Origin of the sequence: Psychrobacter sp. Arc29 (assembly GCF_041431175.1) — a bacterium.
Taxonomy (GTDB): Bacteria; Pseudomonadota; Gammaproteobacteria; order Pseudomonadales; family Moraxellaceae; genus Psychrobacter.
Map to the genome: position 1 here is coordinate 61167 of NZ_JASMRR010000003.1, position 22038 is coordinate 83204.

Annotated in this window: 17 protein-coding genes; 7 read left to right on the forward strand and 10 right to left on the reverse strand. The window is 43.7% G+C overall.

Annotated features, from left to right (window positions below; all coding sequences use genetic code 11):
• Positions 1-9: 9 nt before the first annotated feature.
• Together recA and trmB are read right to left on the reverse strand one after the other, a co-directional pair.
• Positions 10-1062: a recombinase RecA gene (recA, locus tag QO189_RS05300; RefSeq protein WP_201598074.1), complete on the reverse strand. Its 1053-nt coding sequence runs from the start codon at positions 1060-1062 to the stop codon at positions 10-12.
• A gap of 1038 nt (positions 1063-2100) precedes the next feature.
• Positions 2101-2940 (reverse strand): tRNA (guanosine(46)-N7)-methyltransferase TrmB, encoded by an 840-nt coding sequence (trmB, locus tag QO189_RS05305; protein ID WP_371531843.1) that lies wholly within the window; start codon positions 2938-2940, stop codon positions 2101-2103.
• Positions 2941-3137: 197 nt separating this feature from the next.
• Between trmB and QO189_RS05310 the strand changes: the two genes are divergently transcribed.
• On the forward strand, positions 3138-4067 hold the full coding sequence (locus QO189_RS05310; RefSeq protein ID WP_371531844.1) for a DUF2628 domain-containing protein: 930 nt from the start codon (positions 3138-3140) through the stop codon (positions 4065-4067).
• A gap of 23 nt (positions 4068-4090) precedes the next feature.
• Here QO189_RS05310 and QO189_RS05315 read toward each other — a convergent pair whose 3' ends face one another.
• Together QO189_RS05315 and QO189_RS05320 are read right to left on the reverse strand one after the other, a co-directional pair.
• A complete protein-coding gene (locus QO189_RS05315; protein ID WP_371531845.1) occupies positions 4091-5977 on the reverse strand; it encodes a monovalent cation:proton antiporter-2 (CPA2) family protein in 1887 nt (628 codons plus the stop codon).
• 90 nt (positions 5978-6067) lie between these two features.
• Positions 6068-6772: a hypothetical protein gene (locus tag QO189_RS05320; RefSeq protein ID WP_201598086.1), complete on the reverse strand. Its 705-nt coding sequence runs from the start codon at positions 6770-6772 to the stop codon at positions 6068-6070.
• Positions 6773-7017: 245 nt separating this feature from the next.
• Here QO189_RS05320 and QO189_RS05325 point away from each other — a divergent pair, with 245 nt between their 5' ends.
• A complete protein-coding gene (locus QO189_RS05325; RefSeq protein ID WP_371531846.1) occupies positions 7018-7317 on the forward strand; it encodes a hypothetical protein in 300 nt (99 codons plus the stop codon).
• 34 nt (positions 7318-7351) lie between these two features.
• Here QO189_RS05325 and QO189_RS05330 read toward each other — a convergent pair whose 3' ends face one another.
• The 6 genes from QO189_RS05330 to gmk all read right to left on the reverse strand — a co-directional run bounded on the left by QO189_RS05330 (position 7352) and on the right by gmk (position 15324).
• Entirely contained in the window at positions 7352-8521 is a 1170-nt protein-coding gene (locus tag QO189_RS05330) for a cation diffusion facilitator family transporter (protein WP_371531847.1), read from the reverse strand.
• A 217-nt stretch (positions 8522-8738) separates the two neighbouring features.
• Positions 8739-11027, reverse strand: coding sequence for a primosomal protein N' (locus QO189_RS05335; protein WP_371531848.1), 2289 nt, complete (start codon positions 11025-11027; stop codon positions 8739-8741).
• Between the two features lie 156 nt (positions 11028-11183).
• Positions 11184-11564: a RidA family protein gene (locus tag QO189_RS05340; protein ID WP_058024599.1), complete on the reverse strand. Its 381-nt coding sequence runs from the start codon at positions 11562-11564 to the stop codon at positions 11184-11186.
• Between the two features lie 144 nt (positions 11565-11708).
• Complete coding sequence (locus QO189_RS05345) at positions 11709-13907, reverse strand: bifunctional (p)ppGpp synthetase/guanosine-3',5'-bis(diphosphate) 3'-pyrophosphohydrolase (RefSeq protein ID WP_075107190.1); 2199 nt, start codon at positions 13905-13907, stop codon at positions 11709-11711.
• Between the two features lie 355 nt (positions 13908-14262).
• Entirely contained in the window at positions 14263-14523 is a 261-nt protein-coding gene (gene rpoZ / locus QO189_RS05350) for a DNA-directed RNA polymerase subunit omega (RefSeq protein WP_057761396.1), read from the reverse strand.
• Positions 14524-14697: 174 nt separating this feature from the next.
• Complete coding sequence (gmk, locus tag QO189_RS05355; protein WP_371531849.1) at positions 14698-15324, reverse strand: guanylate kinase; 627 nt, start codon at positions 15322-15324, stop codon at positions 14698-14700.
• A 353-nt stretch (positions 15325-15677) separates the two neighbouring features.
• Between gmk and ispH the strand changes: the two genes are divergently transcribed.
• From ispH to QO189_RS05380, 5 genes are all read left to right on the forward strand, one after another.
• Positions 15678-16634 carry a 4-hydroxy-3-methylbut-2-enyl diphosphate reductase gene (gene ispH, locus QO189_RS05360; protein ID WP_371531850.1) on the forward strand — a complete coding sequence of 319 codons (957 nt, stop codon included), beginning with the start codon at positions 15678-15680 and terminating at the stop codon, positions 16632-16634.
• Positions 16635-16687: 53 nt separating this feature from the next.
• A complete protein-coding gene (locus QO189_RS05365) occupies positions 16688-16936 on the forward strand; it encodes a hypothetical protein (RefSeq protein ID WP_371531851.1) in 249 nt (82 codons plus the stop codon).
• A 63-nt stretch (positions 16937-16999) separates the two neighbouring features.
• Positions 17000-17815, forward strand: a complete 816-nt coding sequence (locus tag QO189_RS05370; protein ID WP_371531852.1) for a thioesterase family protein — start codon at positions 17000-17002, stop codon at positions 17813-17815.
• Between the two features lie 459 nt (positions 17816-18274).
• Positions 18275-20236 (forward strand): molecular chaperone HtpG, encoded by a 1962-nt coding sequence (gene htpG / locus QO189_RS05375; RefSeq protein ID WP_371531853.1) that lies wholly within the window; start codon positions 18275-18277, stop codon positions 20234-20236.
• A gap of 316 nt (positions 20237-20552) precedes the next feature.
• On the forward strand, positions 20553-22034 hold the full coding sequence (locus tag QO189_RS05380; RefSeq protein WP_371531854.1) for a C13 family peptidase: 1482 nt from the start codon (positions 20553-20555) through the stop codon (positions 22032-22034).
• Positions 22035-22038 lie beyond the last annotated feature (4 nt).

Here is a 22038-nt window from a genome sequence, read left to right on the forward strand (position 1 = left end):
AGCGAGCCATTATTGTACAGATTCAGGTGCCAGTTCTACATCGTCAGTTTCAGGCGCTTTGCTATCTTTTTTCGTACCAAGTTTTTCGTCACGAATTTTATCTTCGATCTCTTTAGCAATAGCAGGATTTTCTTTTAAGAACAGGACAGAATTGGCTTTACCTTGACCGATTTTTTCATCGCCATAGCTGTACCATGAACCTGCCTTACCAACCGCGCCAATCTCGACGCCTAAGTCAATCACTTCAGCCAAATGGTTGGTACCTTCGCCATAAGTAATCTCAAACTCAGCTTGGCGGAAAGGTGGTGCCATTTTGTTTTTGATGACTTTGACACGGGTTTGGTTACCGATGATTTCATCACCGTTTTTGACCGCACCAATACGGCGAATATCCATACGTACAGAGGCGTAAAATTTAAGGGCATTACCACCAGTTGTAGTCTCTGGGCTACCAAACATAACACCAATTTTCATACGGATTTGGTTAATAAACACAACCATACAGTTAGAGCGTTTGGCATTACCCGTGATTTTACGTAGCGCTTGGCTCATCAGACGCGCTTGCAGACCCATGTGTGAGTCACCCATTTCGCCTTCAATTTCTGCACGCGGAGTCAGGGCAGCAACCGAGTCAATAACGATCATATCAATCGCGCCTGAACGCACGAGCATGTCAGTAATCTCAAGTGCTTGCTCACCGTTATCAGGCTGTGACAGTAGTAAGTCATCGGTATTGACGCCTAGCTTGCGTGCATAGACAGGGTCAAGCGCATGTTCAGCATCGATAAACGCACAGGTACCGCCTTGTTTTTGACACTCCGCGATAGCTTGTAAGGTCATCGTGGTTTTACCTGAACTTTCAGGACCGTAAATCTCAACGATACGACCTTTTGGCAATCCACCAATACCAAGCGCGATATCTAGACCAAGAGAGCCTGTTGAGACCACGTCAGCGTCAAGAATGGCTGAGTCATCACCCAGATGCATAATGGTGTTTTTACCAAATTGCTTTTCAATTTGACCTAATGCCGCTTTGAGGGCTTTGGCTTTATTGTCGTCCATATTGGATTCCTTATTTTTGATAATTGATTTGGTGCTATAGATAAAATATTTATGCGACTAAGAGTGATAACTGGTGCGTACTGAGCGTTGCTAATAAGGTAAGTAACGTAGCTATTAGCGCTCTGACAACGGGCTTAAATAAACAGGTTGTCATATGACTGCTATCAGTAGTAATATCGAGATATCGCTCTACTATACAGTAAAATTAAATAACGAGAGAAGTAAAAATAAGTTCATAATCAATCACAGTTACAATAGCTTTTGAGTCGGATATTAACGACTAATAGCTATCTGAGTCTCTGTAGTGCTATTGATTCGATAGAGTAATTATAACAAAATCCAAGCGCTATATTGAGTCTTGGACGATGCTAAACGACACTGAATGTCGTACGATATAAGAGTGAGGATTCACGAAGATAGCCATTTGTTCAAATGTGTTTTTGAACCTGATAACAGCTATGTTTGTCAATAGACTGATGAGTTGTCCACAACAAATAATTTTTTTATTTTTATTAGTTGTGAAACATTATAAACGGCTAAATTCTTTTTAAAAATATTTAAAATAATTTTTTATGGCTTTATATTTAATATAAGTTATTGATTTTAAATGATTTTTAAATTGTACAAAAAATGAACGATTTTACCTTATCCTTTAAGTTTCCTAGGTATATAGTTGTCAAGTGGCGACTTATACACAGGGTTATCCACAGCTTATGGGGAGAACTCTCGAAGCCCTTATGGTATCTATGCTTGCGTCTATAGGTCATATATTGCAAGCTTCCAATATTGTACGTCAAAGATGATTTTTCATCGATAAATGAGGCTCTGGGCGCTATGTTTCACATAATTACAATCTATGATTCTTCCACGTATTACCATACTATAGGGCTTTGAAGTCAAGAGTATGACGAGATAAAAGCAACAAACGACCCGCCAAGCACATTTATTGCTGTGATAGCAAGCTTATAAACAGGTATAAAAAAGCGGCTAAATAGAATAGCCGCTTTGTCAAAATTATCGATAGCAAAATTGTGTTTGTTAGTCTTTGATATATATCAAATCCCAGACTCCGTGACCACGCTCAAGACCGCGACGCTCAAACTTGGTCATTGGACGAAAGTCAGGACGGTCGGTGAAGTTGCCCGCGCCTGCTTTATTGGTCAATCCAGCAAAACCATCCAATACCTCAACCATCCAAAATGCATAATGCTCCCAGTCAGTGGCTGTATGAAACCAGCCGCCTTGTTTTAGACTGCGCGTAACGATAGCCATACGCTCAGGACTGACGAAACGGCGTTTGTAATGACGCTTCTTTTGCCATGGATCAGGGAAGTATAGCTGAATACGATCAATGTGATTTTCTGGTAGTTGCTTCAGCAATTGAATAGCATCGCCATTGATGATTTTGACATTGCTCAAGTCTTGCGTTCCTGCCATATAAGCGCATTTACCAATACCTGGCTCGTGCACTTCGACACCGACAAAATTACGCGCGGGGTCTGCGGCTGCCATCTCGATAAATGAATCACCCAAACCAAAACCAATCTCTAAGGTCAGCGGTGCGTCAGAACCATTCGAGCTATCAGCGAACAGCGCTCGCAGGTTATCAATACCTGAAAGGTCACCATCGCCGAAACTGTTATTGACCAGATACTCAGAAAACTCTGGAGCAGTGAGTGCTAGCTCGGCGTTTTTGTTCATATGCGTGCGCCGCTTCATGAACGTATTAACGATGCGAATGTGTTTGTCAGAGCTAGGTTCAATCTCTTGGATAGCGTTTGTATCCGTATCGATAGGCGCACTAGTGTTATTAGAGGTTTGCTCATCAGTAGTATCATTACTATTGATGGTGTTATTGATATCAGAATGTTGACTCATAGGATTTATAAGGCTTAATTAAGTGGGTGATGTTGGCTCATTATAAGTTAAATCCATACAACTGTGAACGTACAATCCTATTTTAGCGCGTTTGCTGCTCAGTTCTGTCGTTTCTCTATCCTAGATATGGGTTTTAGCGTTATCATAGAGTCATCGTTAAGAGATATTTTTTCTAAGAGTCAGTAGAGCGTATTGCCATGCTATTTATTGAGACGGATTCACCGCCACCGTTTTATCAAGAGTCATTAACACCTGCTAAGCGCAAGCAACTGGATCAATGGTTTATCGGTGATCGTACTCAGCGCTATTATCTCAAGCGCTTTGAGCAGTTTGATCAGCAAGGCTATCTGTCGCCAAAATGGCATTGGGCCGCATTTTTTATTACTTTTCCTTGGCTGTTATACCGCAAGCGCTATATGGATGCCATTGTGTATAGCGTGGCAGGGTGGTCATTTATTCAGCTTAATGTCGCCATTGTCTTGGTTGCCTTTGAGTTTGTGGCGATGTCTTATGTACCAGACGTTTATCAAATGGCGACGCGGATTGGTATTGCTGCGATTATTTGGTTGTTTTGGTCTGCTTTGGTGGCACGCTGGACAGATGCATATTATTACCGGATGGCGCGACGTGAAATCGCGGATGCGATTAATGATCATCCGCGAGATGAGGCGGCACAACAAGCACATTTGAAAAAAGAAGGCGGTGTCAGTTTATTTGGATTGGCACTGGGGTTTGGTCTTTTTGCCTTTGCATTATTGGTCATTAAGGTCCAATTTTTACCCATCATTGCAAAACCAAAAGAAAATGAGGTCTTATTTGATGCTTATGATATTGCCAAAAATGCCCAAAACCGAGTGGCGTTGATTTATCAGCAGACAGGGCAGTGTCCTGTAGATTTGCCACTCAGTACCGAGGATCAACAGGTGCGCATGTATATCGATACTCAAGCTGCTGGAGTGCCAATGACTGACTGTGCAGTGATTGCAACGATTCAAAATGTGACGTTCCCAATCCGCTATCTGAACGAGCAGACATTGGTTTTTTATCATATACCAGACAGTGATAACTGGGATTGCACAAGCTCACTAAATAAAAAACAAGCCCCTAAAAACTGCCTGTCTGACTAGGGGCTATACCTATTTAGTTTTTGCTAGTGTTTAGAGTCTGTTGCGGTATCGTCTGGTTCATCAACTGGTGTCGCTTGGCTCTTCAAGGCTTCGTAGAAATCGGTCAAATCCATCTTACGCGCTTTGCCGATATCTTCATCAAATAGGCTTTCAAGCTCTGCCATCGCTGATTGTGCAGACTCAATCATGCTGGCTTCATCATCGTAAATAGCTTGCTGACGCTCAATCAGGTCATCATCATAATCACGGAACGTTTTCACTGTTTCTCGAGCTTTTTCTGGAGAGATACCGAGTAACTGTAGCGACTCACGTGACATGTCTAAAGATGACAAGTAAGTCTCACGCCAAATGTGACGCACACCAACTTCGCGCAAACGGTAATAATGCTGACGATCACGCGCTCTGGCTAATACAATCAACTCAGGATAGTTTTTGCGTAAGTACTGAGCAGTGGTGATAGAACGCTCTAGGTCATCGATTGCCAAAATAAAGACACGCGCCTTTTGAATACCTGCAGCTCGTAGAATCTCAGGGTTTTTTGGGTCGCCGTAATAGACCTGGTTACCAAATTTACGCACGAAATCTACTCGGTTGGCAGAACGTTCAATGGCTGTGAACTCAATATTATGCATACGAAGCACCCGACCGATGATCTGACCGACTCGGCCAAAGCCTGCGATAATTACCTGATGCTCATGATCAGGAATGGTGTCGTATTCTCGACTTGGTTTGCGTTTGGCAAATAATGGTTCGCCTATTTTTTCTAATAATAAAAATGCCAGCGGTGTCAGTGCCATTGAGATCGTAACGACAAGGTTCAGCGTATTGGCAAGCTCAGGACGTAAGACATTTTGGGCGGTGGCGACACTGAACAGAACAAAGGCAAACTCACCGCCTTGCGCCAAGGTAACACCCAATCTGATACTGGTTGGCCAGCGGTTGCCTGACACTTTGGCGATGGCTGCAATCACTGCAAACTTGATAAACATTAAGGCGAGGGCACAGCCAATGATAAATATCGGCTTGGCCAAAATGAGTTTCACGTCAGTGAGCATACCGACTGACATGAAAAATAGACCCAACAGCAATCCTTTAAACGGTTCGATACTGGCCTCTAACTCATGTCGATACTCAGAGTCAGCTAACAACACGCCCGTCAAAAATGCACCTAGTGCCATTGATAGACCAATTTGACCCATCAAAATAGACACGCCCATGACGATAAATAACGCGACCGCCGTAAGTAATTCTGTAGCACCGCTTGAGGCCACAAATTTAAAGAAGGGTCGAACCACATAACGACTGGCAAAAATAAGACCAGCAAAGACTGCGAATACTTTCCCAAAGTACAGTAAATCGTAGCTTTGCTCACGAACTCCCGATAAGAACGGAATGACTGCTAATAAAGGAATAACCGCAATGTCTTGGAATAGCAAGATAGTAAAAGCTTCGCGGCCATGTGTGCTCGACAGCTGCTGTTTTTCGGTCAATATCTGCAGTACAAAAGCGGTCGAGGAGAGTGCCAAACCAAAGCCAACGATAAAAGCGGTATCTAGCTGTAAGGCGAAAAAATGGTGCAATAGCCCCATCAATAGCGTACCAGTCAGCCCAACCTGTAGACCGCCAAGAACGAATATAGAGCGGCGCAGCGCCCAAAGCCGTGAGGGCTGTAGCTCAAGACCAATAATGAACAGCAGCATGACCACGCCAAACTCTGAGAAGTGCAGTAAGCTTTCAGCGTCACCCGCCACATCCAAACCGCTTGGACCCAATATAAGCCCTGTGATGAGGTAGCCTAGAACCGTTGCAATACCGAAGCGTTTACCAAGGGGAACAAAGAGCAGCGCTGCTCCCAAAAAGATAGTGGCTTGTAACATTAAATTTGGTGAGCCGGCGGCGGCAGCGAACATCTGGAATCCTCAGAAATTAGGACAAAATAAGCAATTTAAAACGGGTATAACTAAAATTAGTATCACGAAAAAATATAGCATCAACATACATTATTTTTTGCGATAAATCTTCCAAATACCATTATCTGCAAGCGGATTGTTATAAGCATCGTTACGGCGCTTGCGCGGTGTTTGCCTGCTATCGACAATCTTAAAATCAGGCAAAGCATGTACGATAAGACCAGTACGATAGAAACGTACCCGTTCAGGCTCTAGCATCTCACCCTTGCTATCGCGGCAAAAGACATAAGCGCGCAGATCAATAAACTCACGATGAGCGACCAAACGCGCTTCGTCATCATTATCCAGTACCGCTGTCATGCGAGCAACTTCATCATCAGTGTAGTGTCCACATTTATCAGTCAGCGCACCAACTGAGCCAAAGCTTTTAGATTCCTTGGCTCGCGTTTTGGTTAAATGTAGGCGCTGAACATGGTAGATAAACTGCGGTATCTCAAGGCTGGCTGGGAGCGGCAGATAATCAGGTGGCATATTGGCCGCTGGATAAAAATCCTTGGCGCGCTCAAGTAGATTTTGCCAGCGCTGCTGATAGGCCTGTACCTCTGCTAAGTTGCCTTCATAGATAGGCATATCGCGAATCTGGCGCAAAATATCAGGCGGAAATTGCTCATGACGAAAGTTTGCAATGTCCTCTTGCAACGTCGATAGCAAAACTTTGGCGTGTTTTTTGCCGTCTTTTGACGTAGGATCATCGATATAGTCTGGGGCGACAAAGGGTGCTGAGCGTCTAGACATAATTTTATATCATCAATAGATCGTGAAAAGGAGTAGTCAGTCTTAAGTATACAGAATTTATATCAAAAATATGGTCGAGAGATAGGGTTTTTCATCAGTTTTAACATGCTATTACAATCGTAGAAACAAGTTTTAGGCAAACTTAAGTGAAATATTCTTTTTTTATTGGCTCATAGGTTTTTATTTTTAATACTATGTAAGACAACAATGATTTATATCCAATTAGATTATTGAGAATGACTTTTATGAGCAACTATCCATCAGAACTGACGATCTGTCCTAAGTGGCGAGCCTCATTGAAAATTATTGGCAAAATAGCCTTTATCGTCATTTGTACCGAAGTCATACTCGCACTTGGGTTTTGGTTGTTGATGATGTCAAACATGGGCTCAGTCTATTTGCCAAATATCTGCAATGGCTGTTTAGATACTTCTATTAGAATGACATTACTCGTAGTTGGTATCGGTCTTTGGGTATTGGTGGCTACTTGGATTATTTGGCACATATTGCTTTATTTGTATCATTTGATGAAACATAACCCATAATTGGTCAGGTTTCGATCAACGCTGGTATTTGCTTTTAGTGATTATGCCCAATATGACTGTTACCAGCAGGTGCTTGTCCCGCAATATCGCAAACGAGAGCTTCACTATGTGAGCTGTTTTGTGGATGTGACAGGCTTTCTACTTGAATAGTCGCATGATGAATACCGAGCGCTGATAGGTTTTGTTCAAGATTGGCAATGAGGCTACTCGACTCATGAATACTCATTTCTCCATCGACCACCACATGGCAAGATAGGGCGTTCAAGCCGCTAGTAATGCTCCAAACGTGTAGGTCATGGACTTTTTGTACTTGAGGGTGTGCGAGTAATTTTTGCTCAACGTTGACTAGCGATATGTTGGCAGGGGTGCCTTCCATTAATATATGCACAGAATCACGTACGACACGGTACCCACTGACTAATATAAGAATCGCAACAATCACGGATGCCACGGCATCTGCCCATACCCAACCAAATCCCATCATTAACAGCGCAGCGATAATAGCAGCAACAGAGCCCAGTAGATCGCTCAGTACGTGCAAATAAGCACTTTGCATATTGAGATTGACAGGTTCTTTATTATCGGATTTTCCTGTTAATGCGGCATCGTTACTATCATGATTGTGCCCGTGTGACTCTCCACCTTGACTGCCTCGGTGCATGAGCCATGCAACTAAGATATTGACCAGCATACCGACAGTGGCAACGATCAGCATACCTTGGGTTGCGATTTCTGGTGGAGAGTTAAAGCGTTTGATCGCTTCATAAAAAATCATCAAGGCGATAATGACGAGCGTAGCGCCATTAAGGGTTGCGACCAGTATCTCAAAACGCTTATAGCCAAACGTTTTTTGGTGCGTGGCTGCTTTTTCGCCAATTTTGAATGCCATTAGGGTGGCGCCAAGCGCGATGGCATCGCTTAACATATGCCCTGCATCGGACAGTAACGCTAAGCTACCAGTGAGCCAGCCGCCGATAGCTTCAATAAACATATAACCGGTGATAATAATAAAGCTAAAGAGCAAGGTGCGCTGATAGCCCTTGGTGTCTCGTGATGCTGTCTGCTGTTCTAAATGATCATCATGGTCGTGACTGTCCTCATGATTATGAGTGTTGTTACGGTCATAATCGTTACTTGAGTGATCATGGCTATCATTTTGATGACGATGATTGTGCTCTTCAGGGTTTGGATTATTCTGATTCATAACAGCACTCCATTCAGCGAATAGCTAGGTTAAGTAAACAGTATCGATTGTAGATCAAGTAGACGTGAGATTTTGATCACATATCATTTGATGAGGGTTATAAATTTAACATAGCCAAGTATCAGAAGCTGTAACGACGAAGTAAAAATCATTAGGAGACAAAAATCACAAAGACTACAACACCATGCGAAACACCTACGAATGATAAGTGTCGGTTTTACCAACCAACGGGGTCAATGTCTAAGGTAAGCTTGAGATATTTAGCACTTGGTAAAGCAAGTACGGGCTGCCACCATTGATGCAATATATGGTGCAGTTGCTGCCGGTCTTTGGCTAAGAGCAGCAGCTGTGCATGATAGCGGCTATTTTTTTTACTCATCGGAGCGTCAATCGGGCCGAGGACAGCCAAATTATGGGCGCTTGGCAGATGAGCAATGGCATCTTTGAGCGCTTGAGTAGTGGCTGCCAGCGTCTTGCCCTCACAGCGTATCAATGCGGCATGACTGTGAGGCGGTAAGCCCATCATTTTACGCTCTTGCAATAGCTCGCGGGCAAATGATAAGTAGCCATCTTTGACTAGTTTTAAAAGTAGCTCGTTGTCAGGCTGTAGGGTTTGGATCAATACGCGACCAGATTTGTCGCCTCGACCAGCACGGCCTGCTACCTGAATCATGAGCTGTGCCGTATGCTCTGGTGAGCGAAAATCTGCCGATAAAAATCCGCGATCGGCATTGGGTAAGCAGACCAGCGTCACATTAGGAAAGTGATGACCTTTAGCAACCATTTGTGTGCCGACTAATATTGCAGGATTGCCCTGGTTAATTTGCTGATAAATGTTTTCCCAGCTGTCTTTACGCCTTGTGGTATCACGGTCAATTTGAATAATCGGATAGAGCTCTTTACTGGTTTGGGGATTGGCAAATATTGCATGCAGGTTTTCGCTGAGTCTGGTAGTACCCATGCCTTTGGCATCTAGGTTTTGACTGCCACAATCAGGGCATACTGTAGGAATATAAGCCTGCCAATCGCAATGGTGGCATTTTAAATAAGAGCTACCTGAATAGCCGCTGCGCTGCGCCTGACTATTATAGTGAACGGTCAAATGAGCGTCACAGCGGGGACAATCTGCCTGCCAACCGCAAGCCTCACACAATAAAACAGGGGCATAGCCACGACGATTCAAAAATATCAATACCTGATCGCCGGCTTCTAACGTTTGCTTGATTGCCCCGATCATTGAGTCTGTCAGCCCTGTGTCATAGCGAGCACCATCATCTTGCGCTTGCTGGTGTGTGCTTTGCAGGCGCGCATCAATCAGTTGCATGGTTGCAGGCTTGGCATTGCCGGGACGAGTCAATAGTTGACACTCTACTAGCTTGCCGTCTTCGACCAGTTTTAGATGCTCAAGAGAAGGCGTTGCCGTACCTAATATGACTGGAATGTTATGCTGTAGGCCGCGATAGAGTGCGACATCAGCCGCATGATAACGCAGTGTGTCTTGCTGTTTGTACGAGCCATCATGCGCTTCGTCAACGACGATCAATCCCAATGCTGCAAATGGATAGAGCACTGCTGAGCGCGTACCGATGATAATTTGTGCATGACCGGTGCGGCAGTCTTGCCAGCCTTGCAAACGATGGGTATCGGTCAATCCTGAGTGCAATAAAACAATATGAGCGGCAAATCGACTGGCAAAGCGTGCACGTGTCTGCGGTGTGAGACCAATTTCTGGCACTAAAATAAGTACCTGCTTGCCTGCTTCTAGTATCGCCTGCATTGCTTGCAAGTAGACTTCAGTTTTGCCGCTACCAGTAATACCATTTAATAAAAAGCCAGTATATATTTCAGATTCATGCGCAGCAACAATGGCATCAACGGCATGTTTTTGCTCATCATTGAGATCAAGCGGCATTTTTGCCAATTTCACGGGGGAAGGGGCTTGCTTGGTTTGGATATAGCGCTCGATTAGACCTTTGTCTTCGAGCGTTTTTAAAAATGCTCTCTGCATACCTTCTAGTAGCAAAACATCTTCACTAGCACCGCGCTCACCATGTAGCTTTAGCATATCAAACTGCTGCTTTTGCTTTTTTGCATTGGCACGAAAATCATCATCCGTGATATGCGGCAATATTCGCCAATGAGTAATTAGCAGATCTAGTGGCTTACCTTGGCGGACAAGGCTTGGCAGGATGACGGCTAAGACATCACCGAGTGGATAATGATAGTAACGCGCCAGCCAATAGGCCAGCTTGAGCATGCTGGGATCCAAAATAGGGTCAGCATCCAAACACTTATTAATCGGTTTGATTTTATTGATGGGTACACCGCTCTCATCTTTAGAAACATGAGCAATCACGATACCAATTAAGGTTTGGCGACCAAATGAAACCTCAACGCGGCTTCCAATTGGCGGCATCAGACGGTCTGGCGAAGCAAGCATATCCGCCGGTAAGCTATAGTCAAACACCCGATAAAGGGGTACGGGCAGCGCAACTTGTACCAACATAAACGGCTTCGCAGTTCTATCAGATTAATATTGATGTGAAATAAAGAAAAAGAGGCAGAGACCAATAAGCTTAGCATGATGCTAAGCTTATGATGGATTAACAGTTATAGGATTATCTAAATAATAGAACTATATAAACAAAAATTACTATCAGTTTTAGTCAATATATAAGATAGATTCGATTTCGACCACGCCACCTTTAGGTAGGGCTGCGACTTGTACGGCAGCACGAGCAGGATATGGCTCACTTAAGTTCGCCACAAATACTTCGTTTAAAACTGCAAAGTCACTTAAATCAGTCAAAGACACATTAAATTTAACCACATCGTTGATGCTACCACCAGCCGCTTCACAGATCGCTTTAATGTTTTCAAATACTTGCTCAGCCTGTGCTTTAAAACCTTCTCTTAATTCCATGGTTTCAGGGTCAAAACCAAGCTGACCTGAAATATAAACAGTGTTGCCAACTTTTACGGCTTGTGAGTAAGTGCCTACAGCTGCTGGAGCTTTATCTGTTTGGATCGTTTGACGAGTCATATTATGTCCTTTTCGTATTTTATTGGTTGGTCTGCTGCTCACTAACCAGCAACAGTACCTATTATTGTTTTAGAGGTTGTCAAAACCTCAGTGTGATGCGTTCAAATCTGACTAGACAATGAGTTTACTAGGCAGACAGGGTTATTATAATTGATATAGCCGTATGATGTTAGGGAAGCCGAGTAATGAGCGCAGCTCACGAATGCCTTGAGCCAAGTGATTACGACTGCGCACGATGATGTGGATGATAGTATCACTATTACGCACGTCAACGGTCTCAACCCCCATATGCAGCTGGCGCAGATGATAAATCACTTCACTGATTTGCTCATCGCTAAGCGCAATAGACAGCTTTAAGTAAGCAGGAAAACGAATTTTGCCGCTATTTTTTATATCATGCTCGTCTGTTTCACCTTGTTTTACAGCATTGTCACTACGCCAACGTAGTTGAATCACCTGATAGGGATTGTCCTTACGAATGTCGTCAAGCGAAAAGCATTTGTGTCGATGAACGACCAAGCCGTGCCGAGATAAATGCCCAACGATAGGGTCACCATAGATTGGATGACAGCAGTTAGCAAAATCAAGCTCAACCCCAGAGGCATTGGCGATCAGCTGCTGTGGCTGTGTCATATCTTCATTGTGCGCTTTTGCCTGCACGTCACTGACTTCATCGTTAAACAAACGAGTGACTACAAGCTGTGGCAGTAGTGTACCGGAGCTTATTTGTTCGAATAGGGCGTTTTTTTCAGTCACACCGCGCCATTCAGTTAGGTCTTTCCAATCATCCTCTGTTAGGTCATCGAGCGTTTTTTGATAGGTTTTAAGGGCACGATCTAACGCTTGACGACCATGATGCTGCTTGTCAGCGGTAGATAAATCTTTGAACCAACGTAATATCTCTTCACGCGCTTTGTTGGTCACCACAAATCCTAACCATTCTGCTTTTGGTTCTGAGTGACTGTTTATCTCAATTTCAACGGACTGTCCGTTTTTTACCACGGTACCGAGTTTTGCTGCTTTATCATCGATATTGGCACCGACAGCGACGTTACCAACCATAGGCCCGACTGCGTAAGCAAAGTCTAGTGCGGTTGCTCCTTGTGGTAGCTCATAGGCACGACCTTGCGGGCTATAACAAATAATCTTACTTGAATGCAAATAATCCATTAACTCATTAATAGTCGAGACCGCTGCCGAAAAGTTAGGACTATTTTCATTTAAGTTGTCTTCATCGACCAAGTCTTTCATGTTACGCAGTGATGCTTGAATAACTGACTGGCTAACATCAGAAGCATGCTCTGCACCGATAACACCGAGCCTTGCAGCACTTTGCATTTGCTTGGTCAAGATCGTCACTTTTACGACATCGTTGTCGCGCTCATAAATGAGCGTGAGTGATTGATTGCCACCTGGTAACGGCCTGCGAATGTTATCCGCAATATGCGTATCATCAATTTGATACTTTTTAATAAGGTAATACGCCAACTTGTCGCAAGCTTCGATATTATCGAGGACAATCTCAAATGCATAGTGTCGTAGCAGCGTGTTGATTTCTCCGCGATTGCGGAAAAACTGACGGTAAATAACCACGCGGTTGTCTAATACTTTGACCAGTCCGTTGAGTCCCAAATTATTAAGCACAATACTCAGATAACGATGAATGGCTTCTCTTTGGAAATTACGTCCAAGCCCATGCTGTAGCAGCTTGTCAGATATCTTGTTGTACATATCAGAATCAAGGTTGCGATAACACAGCACCTCAATATAATCGGCGATATCATTAAGCCCCATCAAGCGTGCAAATGGCACATAAAAATCTAATGTTTCTTGTGCTGTCGTACGTTGTTTTTCAGGGCGTACGGCATCAAGCGTAGACATATTATGCAGACGGTCAGCAAGCTTAATGATGAGTACACGTGGATCTGCGAGTGTGGCGGTCAAGATTTTATGAAAGGTCGCTGCTTTGTTTTGCTGCTTATTGTGAGATGATGACTTTAGCTTCGTCACACCATCGACCAGCCTAGCCACTATCTTGCCGTAACGCTGCTCGAGCTGCTCGTCACTCACGTCAGTATCTTCGACCGTGTCATGCAAAATCGCTGCAATAATCGTATCTCGATCTAAGCGAAAGCCCGCCAGTATCTCAGCCACTGCGATAGGGTGAGTGATATAAGGTTCCCCTGATTTACGCTTGTCTTTAATGTGCGCAATATCACCGAACTCACAGGCATCAACAATGTCACGGCGCTCAGCAGCAGTGAGATAACCGACTGAACGCAGCAAGTTATATTGAGCGTCATCGACGAGATGATGACTGAGTTTGGGTAGGGTTTGACTCATAAATGACGATCCTATTTTCCATGACTGACTGACTTGATCCTGGATCGAAGTAAGCAGTGAATGGTGACTGAATATTGACCAACCATACGAAATTTAAGTAGGGATAGGCCATTCTCTAATTAATCGCAAATCGCATTCAATGTCAACTGATAAGCGAGTAGGCGATGAAAAAATTTGACTCAGTGGGCTATTTTGATAGATAAATGGCTATCAAAACAGCAAATACAATACAGTTACAACCAAAAAACCACAGCCTATGCTGTGGTCTTTGTTATCAATAAAGGTCATGTTTATCTTATAAAGCCATTATCAGCTTCAAAGACTTGGTAAAACAAACCTTATCAAAAATAGCTTCTTAGAAGCTATGATCGCCTGACAATGCCAAATCAAGTGAGCTCGTTGCAAAGTTATGCTCTGGTTGATTTAGAATGTCGCGGGTGATTTTGCCAGCGGCAATTTCACGTAACGCCAATACTGTAGGCTTGTCATTATCGACATCAACCAACGGCTCGGCAATACCTTTGGCCAATTGGCGGGCGCGTTTGCTTGCGACCAAAATCAGCTCAAAGCGATTATCAACATTATCCAAACAATCTTCAATCGTCACTCGTGCCATAAATAGCTACCTCGGTTGTTTTTATTAGCCACGGACCTTGCCCGCCACTCAATAAAAATAATATCAAATACATAAAGGGGGATAGCTAAATATTATAGCATTTTTTGCCAAGTCGCGTAGTTGCTTTTTATATCTACTTATTAGATAAGCAACTGACGAACATTGTAGCTTAGTTTACTCTTCTACTTGCTTATTTAGCAAGTTGCTAATCGTACGATGATAACGTTGTTGCTGACGGCTAAGGGTTTGTCTATCCGCCACGATAATCGCTTTTAGTTCAGCTAAGGCTACGTCAAAATTATCATTGATTACCACATAGTCAGCATTCACATATTGTGCCATTTCGGTGACCGCGCCAGCTAGACGGCGCTCTATCACTTCTACAGAATCCTGCGCACGGGTTGAGAGACGTTGGCGCAATGTAGCAATACTAGGTGGTAGAATGAAAATCATAATGGCATCAGCAAAGATATTTCTAATTTGCGTCGCCCCTTGCCAGTCAATCTCCAAAATAACGTCAATACCCGCCGCTAGCTGGGTACGTACACTTTCCTCTGACGTGCCATAATAGTTACCAAATACTTCTGCATGCTCTAAAAATAGACCCGCATTGATACCATTGGTAAAACTATCAGTATCTGTAAAATGATAGTGCTGACCATCAATCTCGCCTGGGCGCGGAGTGCGAGTCGTATGTGAGATACTGACAGTTAAGTCGTTAGTCGTAGCAAGCAGTTGCTTAACCAGTGAGGTCTTGCCAGTACCTGAAGCGGCAGTAACAATGAATAATGAACCTGTCATACAATTTATCCTAAGAGAATATGTGCTAGTAAAATGTGTCTTAGTAACAGACTAAAAGATGATTCAGTCATGGGTAGAGACTGGAAAAAAGAAAAAAAGCCATCATGTATGGCGATAGAAATCATAATAGTTGCGTCATTATAAACTGCTTTTATGTGAGATAAAGCGGGTTTTGCAATATGTAGTTGGCATGCTGATAGTTGCACATGACATATTACAATGAGCGCACTGCTATTTTTGAGGGCAATAAAATCAAATTATGCTAAAGTAGAGCATTGATTTTGCCTCAACTTTTGAATCAAAGCTTTTACATATAAGCTTTAGATATAAATTATCCGACGATAGGCCTTTTTATGCAAATTTATCTTGCCAATCCCCGTGGATTTTGTGCTGGTGTGGACCGTGCGATTGCGATTGTTAATGAAGCACTAACACGTTTTGAGCCACCCATCTATGTCCGTCATGAAGTTGTACATAATAAATTTGTGGTGTCGGATTTGGCCAATCGAGGTGCGGTGTTTGTTGAAGAGCTTCACGAAGTACCGGACGGGTCTGTGGTGATTTTCTCTGCTCACGGCGTCTCTAAAGCAGTCGAAGATGAAGCTGGCCGCCGTGATATTACTGTATTTGATGCCACTTGCCCTTTGGTTACTAAAGTACACATTGAAGTGGCAAAATTTGCACAAGACGGTATGGATGCGGTATTGATAGGACATGCCGGACATCCGGAGGTCGAAGGCACTATGGGTCGATTTAATGCAAAAAACGGTGGGCAAATCCATTTAGTGGAAGATGAAGCTGATGTTGCTGCTCTAACTGTGGAAAATGCCGAACGCTTGGCATTTGTGACTCAAACGACCCTGTCGATGGATGATACGGCTCGCGTGATTGATGCACTGCGTGAAAAATTCCCTAGTATTCAAGGTCCCCGCAAAGATGACATCTGTTATGCCACCCAAAACCGCCAAGATGCGGTAAAAGATTTGGCCAGTCGTTGCGAAGTTGTCTTGGTGGTTGGTTCACCAAACTCTTCAAACTCTAATCGTCTGCGCGAGCTAGCAGAGCGTATGAATTGCCGTGCGTATCTAATCGATAACGCTAGTGAGATGGACAAGCGTTGGTTGGATGGCGTGCAGAGTATCGGTGTGACCGCTGGTGCCTCAGCGCCAGAAGTACTCATTCAAGAAGTGTTGCAACAGTTGCAGGACTGGGGTGGCGATCTGCCTAGTGAGCTATCCGGTATTGAAGAAAACGTAACGTTTAGTTTGCCGAAAGCCTTGCGGATTCCTGTCACCCAAGTTGGTAAGTAATTAGGACGCGCCCTCGTATTTATATGAATCATCGTTTATATGGATAAGCTCGCATGAAAGAACCAAAAGCCAGATTTGTATTGGCAGAAGCCACGCTCGCTGAAGTGAACAAGCAACTGAAACTCAATATGCTCGTCATGGTAGCAGTGGTCTTTGTACTGTTCATGAATATCATGAAGTTTATGGCAGAAAAAAGCGTTCTTTACGCCGTACTCGCAGTCATAATGATTTGCTTACTGTTCTTCATACAAAAAGCTCGCGGTATTCTCATACTAAAAAAACAAGAGCTTACCCATAAATAGCAAGTACAAGCATAAATAAAAAATACAGGTGAAAGTGCCAAATATAGGAAATATAGAATAGCTATGACTGCTTATTACAAATTTATCAAACGCGAACAGCCAGAGGACGGCGTCAGTGTGGCGCATTACCAGCCAACCAAGCATGCACAAGGCGCTTGGAATGAGCACGAGCAGCATATGGCACCAGCAACAGGTCTTCTGACAGCTGAGATTAATAACTTTGCGCCGCAAGCCAATACCCGTATTGCTCGTGTCAGTCTTGATATCTTAGGCCTGATACCGCTCGATAATTTTACCATTACTACTCGCTGCATCCGACCAGGTAAGACTATTGAATTGATTGAAGCGGTTATGAGCAGCCGAGGCCGTGATGCCATCATTGCAAGAGCATGGCGACTCATTACGCAAGATACCAGCGAGATTGCCGGACTTGAAGATCAACCAGCAAAATATAAACCTGAAGAGTTGCCCGTTTGGGAAGATATGAAAGGTTGGCCGGGCGGTTTTATTGAGAGCGTACGTCTGGTGGCGACAGAGGATCGTCGTCCCGGACGCGGCATGGTATGGATTACCAATGATGCTGATATGGTGGAAGGCGCGCCAACGGATGATTTGGTGCATCTATTAGGTATGGTCGATACTGCCAATGGTGTTGTACCCAGACTGGGTCTTGGGTTGTCTAAGTTAGAATGGATGTTCCCTAATACGGATTTGCAAATCCATATGCATCGCGCTCCGAAAGGTCGTTGGTTGGGTATTGAAGCCGTACAACAATATGGCGATGATGGTATTGGGTTGACCAGTGCAGTATTGCACGATATATACGGGCCGTTCGGTCGTAGCGAACAGATTCTCACCATTCGCCCGATGCCACGTTAAAAGAGAAAGAATCAACTATTTAGTGATTTTGGAAAACGAAACGATATGTTGTAATCAATTAATTATACAAATATTGGAGAAATGGTTTTAATAGTAACTAAGAAGATATCACCAACCAAACGATATCAATTGACATAGAGGTTACTATGAAAGCACATACTCAATTTTCAAAAAAATTGACGACTATTTGGGAGTTATTGATAGAGGTTTATTCAGAATAGTGGTTAGCTTTTGTTCTTACGCTAAAAAATGATCAATACCAGAACACCGCCTTGGTAAACAAGCGCGGTGTTTTTTATTGAATAGGGCTTTTGAGCTTGAATTTTTTCTCAATGCCCCTATTAGTATAGACAGTTTAACGGTATCACATACGGCAGGTTCTCTAACATTATGAGAGCGGCCTTAGTGAGTATATCGTTATCTGATAATAGGTCTTTCATAGAATTTAAAGGAGTTTTTATGAGTGAAGCAACTCAAGCTGAAGGTCTGAATCCAGAATTAAAAAAACATACGTTTGAAGCGGAAGTGGCGCAGTTACTGCATTTGGTCACGCATTCACTATATTCTAACGCTGATATTTTTGTCCGTGAGCTCGTATCTAACGCGTCGGATGCTTGCGATAAGCTGCGCTTTGAAGCGACCAATGATGATAGCCTTTATGAAGATGATGGCGAATTAAAAATCCGCATTGCTGTCGATGAGGAAGCTAAAACCATTACCTTTACCGACAACGGTATTGGTATGAATGAAGCCGATGCCATCGAAAATTTAGGTACAATTGCTAAGTCAGGCACCAGGGCATTTTTGGACAAATTGTCTGAGTCACAAAAGCAAGACGGTCAATTGATTGGTCAATTTGGTGTTGGTTTCTACTCTGGTTTCATCGTGGCTGATACTATCAGCGTTGAATCGCGCAAAGCGGGTGAGCCTGCTGATAAAGGCGTGCGCTGGGTGTCAGATGGTACTGGTAGCTTTACCGTTGAGCCTATTACCAAAGACACGCGCGGCACGGCGATTACTTTGCATCTAAAAGAAGAATATAGCGAGGGCGAAGATAACTACCTAGATCGCAGCAAAATTAAGCGCTTGGTTAATAAATACTCTGACCATATCAGCTTGCCAATTCAGATGCGTAAAGAGATCTGGCAAGAAAATGTAAAAGAAGACGAAAATGATGACACGCCTGCTGGTGGCGAAATGGTACTCACTGATGAGTGGGAAACTATCAATAAAGCCAGTGCACTATGGACTCGCTCTAGCTCTGAAATTGAAGATGATGAGTATGTCGATTTTTACAAAAACATCTCTTATGACATGGATGGGCCGCTTACTTGGACGCATAACCGTGTCGAAGGCCGCGTACAGTATACACAGCTACTATACATCCCTAAAAAAGCACCGATGGATCTATACACTCGCGAGCAGCAGCACGGTCTAAAGCTGTATGTGAAGCGCGTCTTTATTATGGACGAAGCTGAGCAATTGCTACCGATGTATTTGCGTTTTGTGAAAGGGGTCATCGATTCAGCAGACTTGCCATTGAACGTGAGTCGTGAGCTACTACAAGAGTCGCGCGATGTAAAATCTATCCGTGATGGTAACGCTCGCCGTATCTTGACTTTGCTGGCCAGCCTTGCCAATAGCGAAGACAGTGACAAGCAAGAAAAATTTGCCCAGTTCTATGCAGAGTTCGGCGATGTCATTAAAGAAGGTCTAGGCGAGGACGCTGGTAATAAAGAACGTATTGCTAAGCTATTGCGTTATGCCACCAGCACGCAAGATGGCCTTGAGACTAGCTTTGAAGACTATAAAGGCCGTATGAAAGAAGGCCAAAAAGCCATCTATTACCTCACCGCTGATAATCTAGCTGCAGCAAAAAACAGCCCGCAACTTGAGCTGTTTAAGAAAAAAGGCATCGAGGTTATTTTGATGACCAGCCGTGTTGATGAATGGGCAATGAATTTCTTAACCTCATTCGATGAGACGCCGCTACAAAACATCGCCAAAGGTGCCGTAGATCTAGGCGATTTGCAGGATGAAGCAGAAAAAGCCGAAGCAGAGAAGGCCGAAGAAACTTTAAAGCCTATCGTTGATAAGCTTAAAACTGCGTTAGGTGAGCGTGCTAAAGATGTCAAAGTTTCAACACGTTTGGTTGATAGCCCTGCTTGCTTGGTCGTTGGTGAAGGCGAACTATCACCGCAAATGATTCAGATGCTACAGCAAATGGGTCAGGATGTACCAGCAAGTAAGCCAACGCTAGAGGTCAATCCTGATCATCCACTCATCAAGAAGCTTGAGAGCAGCGAGCAGTTTGATGATTTGGCGCAAGTCATTTTTGATCAAGCGTTGTTAGCAGATGGCGGTCAGTTAGAAGATCCAGCCGCTTATCTAAAGCGCGTTAATGAGCTATTGATGAGATAATGTCTGATAATTGATGTAAAAGGAGGTCTTGTCTCAAGGCCTCCTTTTTTATTGAGGTTTATGGTCATATTTGAATGAATTTTACAAATCATCCTTATCCTCTTAACCGACAATCCGTTACAATCGCGATAGATTAGCGAGCTAAACTATTAGGCAGTGCTAGTCATCTTCGATAAACATTCCATCGTGAATTCAATATAAATAGATGTCTACAGCCGTGAAAAAATCGTAAGTCGATTACATCAAGCGGCGACGACATCATGATAGTTATCATTGGGTCATTTTATTTTTCTCGACTGGCTAGAGGTCTAAGTCTTTGTCACTTACGTCGTTAAAAACCGTATCGCTCCAGCGTTTTTCGCTTAATTTCGCTGCCAATATTATCGCAACTTTGTGGATGTTGGTGGGTTCAACTCGGGCGTTTTCTTGGGTAAAGCCCACCTTTATACAGTTTGCTGTATTTGCCTTATTGGCACTTGGTAGCAACGTCCTATTTTCGTGGTTAGCGGCTGAAAGTAGCAGTACGTTCAATGAGCAAGGCTTGGTCAGTTATTTGATCTGGCCGATGATTATTTTATTAAGTGGTATTATTTTGGCACGGCGAGCGAGCAATCAGACACTGGTTTTTGTGCCTGTTGTTCTTTGGTTGGTTGCTGATACCTTATCTGCATTATTGCAGAGCTTGGTACAGTTTTTTGGTAGCTATGGCTGGTTACCTGAGTGGAGTTATTCGTTTTTACCCATACTATTTTTGGTATTGTTTTTATGGCAGACGCTCGCTTTGCTATGGATTTTTTCTCGTCGCCTGCGCATACCATGGTGGGAGCGAATTATTATTCTAGTTGGTGCCGTGGCATTGTTGACGATCTGGCAACGCAATGTCGCTGATCAGCCTATTTTTAAGCAAATTCCGGTAGAGCCTGTGTTAGAAGAGGCGGCACTATATGAGCAGCCCCGTTTATTACAGCAAGCATTGAATAGTATAGACCCAAGTATCGATGGCAAAACCGACTGGTACTTTATGGGTGTGGCAGGGTTCTCTGGTCAAAACGTCTTTCGTTCTGAGATCAATAAAGTACGTGAGCTGTTTGATGTGCGTTTTGGGACCAGCGGGCACTCGCTGTCTTTGATTAACAATACGTATAGTTGGATGGACGAGCCGATTGCGACCAAAACCAGCATTTTACGCGGCTTAAAGAAGATCGGTCAGCAGATGAATGCGGATGAAGATGTGTTGTTTTTGACGTTGTCTTCACATGGTAATCAGGATATCGTTCAGTTAGCGAATCCGCCAATCGCGATGGACAATCTAGATGCTGCATGGCTTCGTGAAGCGCTGGATGCCTCGGGTATTCGCTGGCGTGTGATTGTGGTGTCTGCCTGTTATTCGGGTTCATTCATCGATGAACTGGCATCTCCGACCACAGTGGTGATAACGGCATCAGCCGCTGATAAGGCATCGTTTGGCTGTACCAATACCGCTGAGATGACGTATTTTGGTCAAGCATTTTTTGCTGAAAGCTTGCGAGGAAATACCAGTTTTGAGTCAGCTTTCAAGGATGCTCGTATACGTGTCAATGAGCGTGAGAGCGCAATGGGGTTTGAGCCATCAGAACCGCAGATGGTAATCGGTAGTTTGATGGAAACCGCCTTACCTGCGTTTGAGCAAGTGCTGTTTGATAAAGCGCGTCCTTCAGTTGCGAGTATTACGAATAATACTGCTTCTACAACCGTCAATGTTTTACCTGAAACTACTACTAATCTATCAGTAGGCGAAGTAGATACAGCTGCCGAATAAATAT